General features: G+C 60.8%; 5 protein-coding genes. 3 read left to right on the top strand and 2 right to left on the bottom strand.

Annotation, left to right across the window (positions count from 1 at the left end; translation table 11 throughout):
* Positions 1-489 precede the first annotated feature (489 nt).
* Entirely contained in the window at positions 490-2,538 is a 2,049-nt protein-coding gene (locus C9412_RS04695) for a TonB-dependent receptor (RefSeq protein ID WP_107230548.1), read from the bottom strand.
* Positions 2,539-2,672: 134 nt separating this feature from the next.
* On the opposite strand from C9412_RS04695, the gene C9412_RS04690 reads away from it, so the two are divergent.
* The 3 genes from C9412_RS04690 to C9412_RS04680 are packed head-to-tail and all read left to right on the top strand — an operon-like array spanning position 2,673 to position 6,114.
* Complete coding sequence (locus C9412_RS04690; protein ID WP_107230875.1) at positions 2,673-3,401, top strand: ABC transporter ATP-binding protein; 729 nt, start codon at positions 2,673-2,675, stop codon at positions 3,399-3,401.
* The gene (locus C9412_RS04685; RefSeq protein ID WP_107230547.1) at positions 3,398-4,837 is read left to right on the top strand and encodes a DUF3526 domain-containing protein; all 1,440 of its coding nucleotides are present in this window, start codon (positions 3,398-3,400) and stop codon (positions 4,835-4,837) included. The genes C9412_RS04690 and C9412_RS04685 overlap by 4 nt, the downstream gene beginning before the upstream one ends.
* Complete coding sequence (locus C9412_RS04680; protein ID WP_107230546.1) at positions 4,834-6,114, top strand: DUF3526 domain-containing protein; 1,281 nt, start codon at positions 4,834-4,836, stop codon at positions 6,112-6,114. Before C9412_RS04685 ends, C9412_RS04680 begins: the two co-directional genes overlap by 4 nt.
* Positions 6,115-7,466: 1,352 nt before the next feature.
* Here the strand turns inward: C9412_RS04680 and C9412_RS04670 are convergent.
* Complete coding sequence (locus tag C9412_RS04670) at positions 7,467-12,116, bottom strand: RHS repeat-associated core domain-containing protein (RefSeq protein ID WP_146160125.1); 4,650 nt, start codon at positions 12,114-12,116, stop codon at positions 7,467-7,469.
* Between the last annotated feature and the right edge of the window lie 1,181 nt (positions 12,117-13,297).

The following is a 13,297-nucleotide window of genomic DNA, read 5'->3' as shown; positions in this document are numbered from 1 at the left end:
TCTAAACGTTAGCAGACTATCGCCTTCCCCTCCCCCTCCTGTCCAGACTGCCATGACCTCCGAGATCACAGAAATCCTTGATCGCCTCCATGCTTGTGAGGCCGCACTTGAGATGCACCGCGGCTACATCAAAGCAATGGAGTATGGGTTGCGGGTTTCGTTTCTAACCCACCAAGACCCAGAAACTCTGCTCGACACGTGGACCAGGCTGCTCCCCTCGATCGCTCACAGCCACAAGACAGACAGCGACCAGCCATTTGCGGCCGCATTCCAGCAATCTCTGACAGTTCTCACTGAGCAAATCGGCGCAGCGCGCAATAGACCTTAAGCAGCTAAGTCTGCTCTCGGTCAAAGGCAGACATCCGTCCTACCCTTGATCAATATCTCTAGCCGCCCGAGGTTCGGTCCAGGCCAGGAGGAGAAGTAGTACCTTCCCAGAGGCATCCAAAATTGGTACCGCCCATATGCACAGCTGCGCCTCATCGCCATTCACAGCTTCATGTTCAGCCCAATGTACAGCTGCCGGCCGGCCGAGGGAGAAAACATTGGTTGCACCTGGCTCTGGAAGAAGCTGTCGTACCACACGTAGGCGTACTCCCGCCCGGCCGCGTTCTTCACCTGCAGATCCACGCTCCAGGTGGGGTCGATCTGGTAACTGGCGCTGAGGTCCAGCACGGCGAAACTGCCGTGCTTGCCAGCCACATTGCGCTCTTCCAGGTAGTAGTCACCCTGCGCGCGGCCCTGCAGGCCGAACTTCAGCTCGTCGGTCGCACGGAAGTCAACTCCCACGTTGCTGATGTAACGCGGCACAGCGGCCACTTCATTGCCTTCCAGCGATTCCACGCCTAGCCGTCCGTCGCGTTCGATCTTGGCCTCTTGGTAAGCGTGCGATGCCCACACGGTCCAGCGTTCATCTAGTTGCGCGGTAATCTGCGCATCCACGCCACGACGGCGGGTCTTGCCCAGCTGCACAGTGGTGCCGGTGGCAGGCATGTTGGAGATTTCGTTTTCCGCATCCTGCTGCCAGACCGCCAGGCGTGCCTGCGTACCCTGGAACGGGCTGAACTTCAAGCCCAGCTCCATGCCCGTGTTGGTGGAAGGACTCATCGCCGTCTGGCCCGGGGTCAGGTAGGCCGGTGCCGTGCCGCCGGTCAGCACCTGCGCGGTGCGCCCCCAGTTGGCGTAGACATTGGCACTGGGGGTGAGCGCATAGACCACACTTAGTTTGGGCTGGTTGATGTTGCCGTAGCGCTGCAGCTTGCCGGTCGTGTCATCCACCAGGCGTGTGTTGCCGCTGTAGCGGTCAACGCGGTAGGCCGGAACGATCTTCAGCGCCTCGACGGGCTGGTAGATGGCCTGCACGTAGGCACCCCAGTTGTCGAAGTTGTGGCGCTCATCATTCTGGATGCGCGCCGGGGTGGCCCAGAAATCGGTCGGCTCGGCATAGCTGAAGCGCATGCGCTGGTAACGATTGTCCTGCTGCTCGTAATTGAACCCGCCTTCCAGGGTCAGCGCGCTGCTGGCATTCCAGGTGAGGGTGTTGAGCATGCCGAACTGGCTTTCGTCCCACATACGGCGCTGGCGAGGCGCATTGCCGGTGGGTAGGTCGCTGAAGGTGACCCGGCGGTCATCTTCGTAGTTGTTGTAGTAGAGCTTGCTGGCCAGATACAGATTGTCGGCCAGCTTCAGATCGACATGGGCCGCAACCTGGCGCATGTCGCGGTCGTCGCCATCATTGCGATTGCGCAGGTCCGAGCCGCGGCGGTGGCTGCGCAGTTCCTCTGCGGTCATGAAACCGGGCTCTTCGGCTTCGTTGTGATAGGCGCGCGCGGTCAGGCCCACGCGCAGCCCCTCTTCTTCCAGGTTGCCGTAGAACCACTTGCCACCGACGCTGTATTTCTTCGATGTGTCGTTATCGCGGTAGCCATCGGAGTCCTGGTAGCCCACGAAGTAGTTCTGGGCGAATCCATTGCCTTCGCGGCCCACCGCCAACTGGGCGCTGCGTGTGTTGTAGCTGCCGTAGCCCAGCCGCGCATCGGTGTAGTTGCCGCCCTGGCGGGTGCCGAAGTTCACGTTGCCGCCGATGTTGTGCAGGCCGTAGCGCGGGTCATTGGTGCCACGCACCACCTCGATGTAACTGATTTCCAGCGGGAACAGCATGTCGATGAAGCGCTGGTTGCCACTGTTGACGTTGCTGGGCACGCCGTCGATCAAGGTCTTGATGGCGTTCAGATAGCCCTCGCCGTTGAAGGCACGGAAGCTGACCTTGCCGGATTCGGCGCCCTGCCGGGTTTCGGTGAGCTGGATGCCGGGCATCTGGCCCAGCAGTTCCCAGCTCTGCGACACGTTCTTGTCTTCAATCTGGTCAGCACCCAGCACGTCGACCGAGGTCAGCACCTGATGTGCGGTGAGCTGGCCCTCCGAATGCTCATGCACATCGACTTTGCCCAGTGTGAGGGTGGAGTCGGCCGATTGGGCATGGGCCTGCATGGACAGGCAGGCGGCCGCAATGGCGACCACCAAAGTGTGGGTTTTCATGAGCATCTGAGGGAGACGGGGAAACGAAGGCCGCCCACTGGCTGACGGCAACAATAGGTAATGATATAACATTTAATCTACTGGCCGCCGACCTTGCCGCTCCCGGCCGCCACGGCCACGCCTCTTTGGGATCCATTGCCTTGAAAACGCCCGCCCCCGTTGTCGACATCCAGGACCTTCGGGTCGCCTATGCAGGCAGAGCTGTCCTGTCCGATCTCTCGCTGCGGGTTTCCGCCGGAACCATCTACGCGCTGCTCGGCGGCAATGGTGCGGGCAAGTCCACTACCCTTTCGGTGTTGCTGGGCTTCCTGAAGCCGGCCTCTGGCCATGTGAATGTGGCCGGTTTTGTGCCCTGGGAAGCGCCGGCCAAGGCACGCAGCCAGTTGGCCTATCTGCCCGAGAACGTGGCCCTGTATGAACACCTCAGCGCGGTCGAGAACGCCGACTATCTTCTGTCCTTGAGCGGAAGCGCCCCTGATCGGAAGGCGATCACCGATGCGCTGCGCGCGGTGGGCCTGCAGGAAGCAGCGTGGCATCAGCGATTGGGAGGCTTTTCCAAGGGCATGCGGCAGAAGGTGGCCATCGCCATCGCGCTGGCCCGCCGCGTTCCATTGCTTCTGCTGGATGAACCCACGTCCGGCCTGGACCCGGGCGCGAGCGCCGACTTCCACCAACTTCTTGAGTCGGTGCGCGCGCAGGGTACCTCGGTGCTGATGGTGACCCACGATCTGATGGGGGCCATTGAAGTGGCCGATCGCATCGGCGTGCTGGAACGGGGGCGCATCAGCTATGAGGCCGAACGCAACGATCTTGATCTGGCCTCGCTGCATGCGCATTTCGCCGGCCGGGCGAACGTTGCATGAGTGCCTGGCGAGCGGTGATGCGCAATGAACTGCGCGGCATGCTGCGTGATCGCACGGCGCTGTCGGGCATCGTCCTGCTTACGTTGTTGGCGTTGGCTGCCACGCTGGTGTCGTGGAACCACATGCAATCGGCAGCCGACTACCGGGCCCGGCAGCAGGCCGCTGCACAGCAGGCCTTCGATGCGCAGCCGGACCGTCATCCACATCGCGTGGTGCACTACGGACACTTTGTCTATCGGCTGCCCTCCGCATTGGCTGCCTTCGATCCCGGCGTGGATCCGTTCACCGGCAGCAGCATGTTCCTGGAAGGGCACCGGCAGAACAGCGCCAACTTCGGCGACGTGATGCAGAGCTCCATCCTGACCCGCTTCGGGCAGCTGACGCCGGCTTTCGTGCTGCAGGTCCTTGCGCCGCTGGTGCTGATCTTCCTGGGGCATGGCGTGCTTGCGCAGGAACGCGAACGGGGAACGCTGCGGCAGTTGATGCTGCAGGGCGCGCCAGCACGGTCGATCATCCTCGGCAAGCTGGCCGCGCTGTGGGTGATGGCGGCGGTGTTCATGCTGCCTGCCTGCACAGGCTTGCTGTTGCTAACCGTTTCGGCCCATAGCTCGCTGGGTGTTTCGCTGTTGTTGATGGCGGCCTATGCGCTTTACCTGGGGGCCTGGTGCATGCTGATCGTGGCCGGCTCGGCCGTGCTGGTGCGCCGGCGCGATGCGTTGCTGGCCCTCGTTGCAGTGTGGGCCGTATCGACGCTGCTGGTGCCCCGCCTGGCCCCGGACCTGGCCCATGCCACTTACCCGCTGCCGGATCGGCTGCAGACCGAAGTTTCGATCGGCCGCGACGCCCGTGCGCTGGGTGACAGCCACGATCCGCAGGACCCCTACTTCGCCACGTTCCGCCAGCAGGTGCTGGACAAGTATGGCGTGACGCGCATCGAAGACCTGCCGGTGAACTACAAGGGGTTGCTGGCGGTGGAAGGCGAGCGCATGACCTCCTCACTGTTCAACGCCTACGCCGCCCGCAGTGCCCAGGCACAGCAGCAGCAGAACCGCCTGGTGGGCCGCTTCGCCCTGCTCAGCCCGTCCATCGTGCTGTCACAGCTTTCGATGGCAGCCGCACAGACCGATCTGGCTGCGCATCTCCAGTTCGTTTCGCAGGCGGAGGCCTACCGGTACCAGATGGTGCAGAACCTGAATCAGTTGCAGGCCGATGCGGTGAGCTACGCCGACGATACTGCCAAAGATGCGGGCGCCGACAGCCGCAAGCGGGTTGATCGCAGTCACTGGCATGACATTCCCCGGTTTACGTTCCAGCCGCAGCCTACGGGCGCGATCGTGGCGGCCATGCAGTCCGGACTGCTGGCACTGCTGGGATGGTTCGGCGTGGGCGTGCCGCTGCTGTGTGTGGGTGCGCGACGCATGGGGGCTGCACGATGAAGGTCTGGCGCTATGAGTGGGCGCTGCTGCTTCGCTCGAAGATTGCCTTGGCCGGGCTTGCCCTGTTGGTGGCGCTGACAGTGGCCAGTCTTTTCTCGGGCATCGAGCGGATCGACAGCCAACGGCGGGCGATCGCACAGATTCCGCAGTTGCAGAGCGAGGATCTGGCAGCGGTCATCAAAGCAAATACCGCTGCCGGCGACGCCGGACAGGCGGCCTACTATACGTTCCACCCCACCTGGAATCCGCCGTCCGCGCTCGCCTTTGCTGCGGTAGGCATGCGCGATGTCGCGCCCTTCATGCTTCGGGTACGAGCCTTGGGCCTTGAAGCGCAGATCCACGATGGCGATGTCTTCAATCCGGAACTGGCATTGGCGGGTCGCTTCGACTTCGCGTTCTTGCTCACGTTCCTGGCGCCGCTGTTTGTCATCGTGCTGTTCCACGACATCCGTTCTGCAGAGACCCAGTCGGGCCGGGAAAAGCTGCTTGCCAGCCTGCCGGACGAGCTGAAGTGGATCTACCTGCGCCGCGCCCTGGTCAGGCTGGTTGCGCTGGATCTTTGCCTCGCCCTGCCCTTTGCCATTGCGGCCATCCAGCAGGGGGTGCCGGCCGCGCAGGTCGCCGGGGTGCTGGGGTTGATGCTGGCCTATCTGTTGTTCTGGGCTTGCGTGGCTGTGTTGATCGCTTGGCGCGGCTGGCCGTCGGGCACCAACGCGGCGGCACTTGCCACGGTCTGGGCCGTTGTCGCGCTGATTCTGCCCGCTGTGTCCAATGTATTGATTGAACGGGCCATCCCCGTAGGACAGGGTGCCGAGATTGCTCGGGCGCAGCGCGAAGCGGTGAACCACGCATGGGATATTCCCCGCGAGCAGACCATGCAGCAGTTCTATGCGAAGTACCCGCAGTGGAGCCATTCGGCCCCGCTCGGCACAACCTTCCATTACAAGTGGTACCTGGCCTTCCACCAGAACGGCGACGACGCCGTGCAGCCGCTGGCGAAGGCGTACCGTGAAGGCATCGAGCGCCGTTCGTCGGCCGCCTCGGCGCTGGGCTGGGTGCTGCCGCCGGTAGGTGTGCAGGCCGCCTTGACCCGCATGGCCGGTACTGACATGCAGGCGCACCTGGCCTATCAGGATCGCATTCGGACTTACCACGCCGCCCTGCGTCAGTTCTATTACGGGTACCTGTTCGAGGATCGTCGTTTTGGTGGGGAGGACTACGGCCTCGCGCCCGCCTACATGGCCGTGCCTGCGGAAGCGAGCGCTGACCATGATTGATTTGGCCGGTACGAATGGGTGGGTAGAGATCTGTCTACTGGATGCCCGCTGCTTTGCTTGCATGGTACATTCCTGGGCCAGCCACAGCTCACTGCTTCATCCGTACGAGTCTTAGGGATCGGATTAACTCCGCGGCCTTGGTCATGGGGAGGCAGCTCATTATCGCCCTAGCCCGCTCGCTACCTACCCGCAGGTATTACGCCCGCACTGCGCGGGAATGCCCTCTCGTGGCCCGCGCAGGCCAGTGGCTATAGATGCAACACCCACCTTCGTCGCTGGCGATGTCCACTATCGTCCTGAACTCGAACTCAAGTTCGCGCTCTCCCACAAGCATCAGGTGGACGCATTGATTGATGCCAACTCCCGAGCGCGCTTTTATCCAGGCCTGGGAGCAACATCCAGCAGCCTGGAGACAGCCGCGATGATCGAAGCCTTCGCCGATCAGTACCTCGCTGTCGCGGCTCACCAGGATTCGGAGGTGGCCGCCGCGGGGATTCGGGCTCGAGTTGCTACTAAAGAGCGGCGTGCACCGCGAATCGCTGCTTGGCTGCAACAGAGGCTTGACTGAGCGCCTTTGAGCACCGCCAAAAGGGCGAGAACCGCACAATGCGATGCATTGTTCGGCCCCTGTACCTACCATACTTCCGATGGGCCACGGCCCCGAGGTACGACGATCAAGTCCCCCTCGCCAGCAAAGCGTTGATCCCTAGGGAATTTGTCGGGCCTGTTACACCCATTCAAACCGGGATCTTCGGACCAGCACCTCCACCTGGTCGGCCATCCGGCCAGCAGCTTCCTTGCTCGGGCGACATGCTCAGGTCGATAGGGCTGCATGCCCCAGAGCATCTGCCGTCGGAAACGCTGGACCGACAAGCATCGCCGGACGCTGAACTCTATTGGGATGCGTCATTGGCGGCTTGCGTCTTGCGATGATGGACTCGCTCTCGAGATCATGATCGCAATGGCCACCAAGAGGCCTGCAAGCCATGTACCAATGACCATTGCGGCAATGAAGTCCATGAAAACCACATCCAGCAATCCAATCTCCTCAATCGTCCTAAGTGTGCGATCCAGTCCCCTGATGATGAATAAATTGGCAATGGTTAGCGAAAGCGTGGATACGACCTGAACCAGGAGTACCGAGCCAACGAATACCCAAGCTGGATGCCATGCCCGTGCAAGCCGTATCAATAGTAGAACTAGCAGAAAGAGCCCAATGAAGAAGCTAATCGCATAGGGGATCCTCATAGCTTCAAGCTTGACAATTGCCCGGAACACTCTTTGGCTTGGAGGCAGCAGCCAAAGCGCGAGAGATAGCCCACAGACAGCCAGCGCGCAGATTACGCTTACGGTTACTTTCCCTGTGCGGGGCATTGCTGTGCACCCTCAGCCTGGCTGCGGAGCAGTCCTGGAAAATTCGTCATGGTCACACCGCAATAGCCTGACAGGACCGTGGAAACCGAGCGAGCACAGGTGAACCCACGTCGATCACCGTAATTCTCCGCGTTGATCTTGAATCTGTTCTCCTGATCAACGGTAGTGTCCAGCCGAGTCACCTCGACTTGGCTCCCTTGACCACTGTGATACTTGATGTACTCGCTAAGAACTGCCCCGTCCTCTGCACCTTCAAAGATTCCTCCGCCTCCCCGCATCCCCGTGCTCTCTCTATAGCTTCCCGCCGGGTCATACAAGAATGGCACCTGGCCTGATGAGTCGATGAATAGAGCCGAGTGGGTCGCTACTCGAACTCCCGCGATCCTGTCGTATGTCGTGATCACGTACGTGGCCAGACCCAAGGGGTCAGACTTCAATAGTGGTGAATTCAACGCGTATGCGTAAAGACTGATGTCGCCGGCCAGTCCAATCGGATCGCCCTGGATGTAGCGACCAATCGAGGCGTCATAATCACGGTGAAGATTGTAGTTCAGCCCACTGGCCACATCGAGCCGCTGCCCTGGGAACCGCATATCCAGAACGAAACGAGACGTGTCCAGATCCGGGTCCTCGTTCGGCGCACTGTTTCCAAACGCTTCGCTGGCGATGTCCCACGTCCAGACGGCGACATCTCGAACCGGATCAATGACGGCGCGTGGTGTGCCCAGGTGGTCCGGCTGGACATAGTGCAGACGGTTCACCGCTGCAGATGGCCCAGCCACCAAACCCACAGGCAGATCGTCCAGCCATACAGCTTGCTGGAGCGCCAGACCGCTTGCGTCATAGTCACCCAGCCACCGACCGGACTCGTCGTAGACAGTCAGAGTGTCCGACGAGCCCAGGTGACGACGAACTCGTTCGCCCCGGCCGTTGTAGGCGTAATTCATTACCGGAACTCCCGCCTGCGTTACCTGTGTCAGGCGGCCATTGGATCCATGAACGAATACCTTGGTTGCGCCATCGATTGACGTGGTGTTGCCGGTAGCGTCGTAGCCGCGAGCGATACCGTCAACCACGGCAAGCCGATGATCCTGCCCCGAGTACTGATATGTGTGAATGCCGCCGTTATTTGCGAACTGGGTCCGATTTCCCGTCTTGTCATAGTCGTAGGTCTCCAGGGCCACATCGGAGGGACCATCGCGGAACTTCGTCAGTCGATTCAACGGATCGTAGTCAAATTTGACGCGCGCTTGTTGCGCGAACGCGGCGTCATGAATCGCGGAGACCTGCATCAGTGCATTCCGGGCGAATCCAAGGTTCAGGCCGCCAGCTGCGGTATCTCGCAACGAGCGGACTTCATAGTTCAGATCGTGGGTTCGTTCGAGCACGCGGCCGTTGCCATACGTCCAGCCCATGGCCGGCCCAAAGGGGTTGTAGCCCGCCACCGTCAATAGCAGTTCGCGTGTTCTACCTGGGCGCGTCACGCCGATGCTTGCAATGCGTCCACGGGCGTCGCGGACGTAGTCGGCGACGGTGCCATCCGGATAGGTCTGGGCCACCAGTCGCCCGGCAACGTCGTAATCGTACTTGACCACGAGCGTCACCCCGTTTGTGATCTGCACCTTGCGTACCAGTTGCCCGAAGCGGCTATAGCAATAAGCTGTCCCGCCACTGCCATCAACCATAGTGGCCCGATGCCCCTGGCTGAAACGCTCTCCGAACGGACACTGCGTCGGGGGAGTGTCGTAGGTATAGGCCTCATTGAGGCTGCTGTCGGGGTAGGCCGTGGTGATCAGGCGATTCAGCGCATCGTAGCTGTGAGTGCGGACTACGCCTCTCGCATCGGTCTCAGTTCGGACGTTGCCTGCCCCGTCGTAGGTGTAGGCGGTACCCCCCGTGTCAGGACTGATGAGCTGGATCCGGTCGCCGAATCCGTTGTACACGTAGTGCGTGCTCAGACCGTTCGGGTCTGAAATTTGGGTGATCCGATCCTGTGCGTTGTACGCATAATTTATCTCTGCAGCCAGGCCGCCAGCGTCCTGAATGCTTCGACTGAGGCGGTTGAGAGCGTCATGTGCGTGGATGGTCCGTCGACCCATCGCATCCGTTGTTTGATAGGGATTGCCGTTGGAATCATAGATGAATCCGGTCGCGTTCAGAGATCCGTCTTTCAGGGTCTCGAGCTGGCTAAGTACGTTGAACTCGCGTGTCAGCGTCCGCTTGAGTTCGCCCCCTACTGTTCTCGTATCCTCCTGCTTGCGATTGCCGGCCAGGTCAAGTGTGTAGCGAACTGTGTTGCCAGCCTCATCGATGACCTCGGTCAGGCGATGGGCTGCATCATAGACGTAGCGGATATACGCGCCGCCGGGGAGCGTGACCTTCTTGACGAGGCCGCTGGGCTCGTACTCGATCCGGGTGATTCGATCATCTGTCTCGACGGCATCATCGGCGCCGCGCACTTTGGTCGTGATCAGCCAGCCACGCGCGTTGTACTCGTAGTCGGTGACCACGCCATTTGCATCCACCAATGAAAGCGGGCGCCCTTGCGGGTCGTAACCCAGAATCTCTGTAATTTTGCCAAGGGCGTCGATGGTCTTGTGCAGGTCGCCCTTACGATACGTGCACAATTGCGGCGTAGCCGCACACGATGGATCGTCGCTGCTGTAGTACTGGAACGTGGTGATGTCGTTGACGTCAGTGCGTGGTCCGTTGAACGACTTGAGCAAGCCCGGAACCGGGCAGGTGCTGTTGGCGGCGGTGACGTCAGCGGCCTCGCAGTAGACGTACGTTGTGGTTCGGACCTCACCGGTAGCAGTATCGCGTACCGCCACGCTGATCGGCTGCAGCCTATCGTTGCGAGCAATACGGGTTTCCTGACCCTCGATAGTCGAGCGCATCACCCGATTGCTGGTGACATCGGTGGTTGTCGTGCTAGTGCGCTGCTCTGGTTGACCTACCGCTTCAGTAGTCGTCACTGTACGAGCAGGTGTGCCGGCGACCGGGTCATTGGCCTCGACATAGGTGTACTCTGTTTTGGTGCCCGCGCGATTGATGACACTGGCCGGGCGGCCTCGGAAGTCATTGGCCTCGGCATGGTAGGTGCCGTTTGCAGTACCCAGTTCATCCGCGACCACTGTCAGTCGTCGCGGCAGCGCACCAACATCGTCGGTCAGCGCGTAGGTTGTCGTCTGTCCGATGGAATCGGTGACCACGGTGCCGCCCTCTGCGCGGTACGTCAGAGTGATGCCGTCGGCACCTCCAGCGTGCTGGCTAGAGGTCACTCGACCCTTGGCGTCATAGGTGAATGTGCTGTAGCGCTGATTGTCCTCACGAGTAACCCCAGTGAGCAGGCGCGGGAATCGGCTGTCCTCATAGTGGTATTGGCGCCTACCGCCGTCAGCGAACGTTGCCGTCTCAACCTGTTGACCCGCTGAGTAGGCATAGCTGACCAGGGTGATGCCATCTGCCGTTACCCCACTAATCACAGCGTCTGCGGCCGGGCTGGCGTAAACAAACCGGATTGATCGGCCTGTGGTGTGAGTTACAGCGTCTAGCCGTCCCGTCGCGGTGTAGCTGTACGCCAGACCAGTACCGTCTTCGCTGCGCTGCTCAACCAACTGGCCCTGGCTATCAAAGATCAGCACGTCACTGCCGCGGTACAACCACCACTGGTCGCCCACGGCGACAATGCGATCTCCGCTGTTGTCGGCGGCCAAGTAGGCATTGCCTACCTGCGTGTAGCGCACCTGATAGCCGCCGCCTCCGCTCAGGTTCATGGTGTCACCCAACACGACCAGACGCCGGTCGAGCGAGTGGCTCCACCCGGGGCCAAACCCACCGGCTTTGGTTGTCACACCAGAGTGATACGTACGGGTCAGCCTAACCCACCCCAGATCAACATCGGTCTGGTGCTCAACCTTGGCGCCCGTCTTCACGTTGCAGGGGTTTCCTTGTTCCGCGCGCCCAACAGCATCGGCCCCACACTCCTGAATCTTGCCGGGGCTGATGCTGGCTGTGATCCAGCTAGCGCAAGCCTGGCGCGCGTTGTCCCATTGCATGAACATGTTCGGGCATTGCTGGTGCCGTGAGCGCATCGCTCCTAGCTCGATCACCTGCGGTTCACAGGGAGAATGTTGCGTGTTCAAGCCATCCGAGTACTCCACCGAATATCGTCGTTGCTCGATCGTGCCCTCGTGCAAAGGCTGTTCGGTGTACCAATCGCCTACGAACGTGACTTTGGCGTTGCTCGTACACTCGGCGTAATCTTGGTTGTAGCGGGCTTGAATGGCCGCCACCAATTCGGCTTCGGCGGCAAACGGACCTGCACCGTTAAGCCCACCCGCGTTGTACTTCCAATCGGGGTCCAACGAGGGCTTCAAGCCCATCCAATACACGATCGACAACTTGCCATCGGAACCGACTTGCGGCTCCTTGATGGTGTCGATGTAGGGATACGGGTTGGGGATCGGATAGCCTGGTGGAAATGGGCTGGGCAGGCCTTCAATGGCCGCTGCGGCCTCTTCCTGCGTCCTATACGTTCCCTGTTGCGGCCCCTCCATGGAGCTAACCGTCCACACGATTCCGCTTTCCTGGGCACCTGCCTGCGCACTGACAAGCAGCAGACTCAAGCACAGTGCTCTGCATAGGTGGCCTGAAGCTTGCTCAGTGCTGATAGCAACATCAAGGCTGTGTCGTTGACACCTGGGCGAATCTCCGGTGAGACATGGAGAGACGCCACTTTGAGTGGAAGCGAAGCGCGGTTTCACAATGCGACTCCATTCGGCTGACGTGGTGATATGTAGGGCGGATCCATGGGAAGCCACTTCCAATCGGCAGATGCCCCCTTGCAGTGTCAAAGACCGCAAGAGACAACGCCAAATTACTCACAATCGATTGCCGCGAAGAACGAGCGCTACGAGCACAGCGGATGGCGGACACTCTGGAACTACAGCCCATCCATTACAAACTGGGCAACACTTGTGCAAGAAAAGCAACAAGGATGTACCGATGAGAACAGGTCGCAGCTACTACTCTTTCAAGGAGCGCACCTGGAAAATTCGAAATAGTTCAGTAGCCAGTACTAAGTGTCTCGACACTCGGTGTTGGGTCCAGGACTGAGATGGTTGCTCAGCGGATATCCCGCTATGCCACCCCACTTCAAAGCCGGAGTAGAGATAAGCTCACCGACCCAGAACTGCAGCGGCAGACCACATTCCCCTTGCCATGATCGCTTGTCCAACGGGCTGATGTCTTGTAGGAATAGTCCGTACTGTCGAGTGAGGGCTTTCCTACCCTCCCGGCCGGCATCCCTAGTCCAAAACGGCAGAAGCTGCCGGAAGCATAGTTGCGGCCAATTCATGAGTATCGCCCCCCCCTCGCCCTACCTCTTGTGCCAGCGCTGGCTCCATCCCAGCCGCCTTAGGCTTACGATGCCCCTGCAGATCAACTTGGCGACGCCTGCGTCGGGCTCGATTGCAGTTCGCTCTTGGCCGCCGTTCAGCGGGACGCCACAGCCGCCGGCAATTGGGGCGCTGTGATCGGCACCGGTACGCGCTTGACTGACCGAAAGAGCTGAAACCAGGCACTCGACCGGTGACAGATGAGGCAATGCGGGTCAGCCAGTCATCGGACAGCAGGCACATGCCCTCTGCCTCAATACCCTTCACTTCTGCTTTGCCGCGGTTGATCGGCATGGTGTAGACATAGTCATTGGTGGCGACACCTCGGCTGTTGCGGTGCCCGACACCCTGGCCGTTGCCGTTGCCGTTGCCGTTGCTGTCGGTGCGGGAGAACTGCGCGTCGCACACTC

This window comes from Stenotrophomonas sp. Nf1 (assembly GCF_003028475.1).
In the GTDB taxonomy this organism is placed as follows: Bacteria; Pseudomonadota; Gammaproteobacteria; order Xanthomonadales; family Xanthomonadaceae; genus Stenotrophomonas.
The sequence above is the reverse complement of the archived record's forward strand: the minus strand, read 5'-3'. Positions and strand labels throughout refer to the sequence as shown.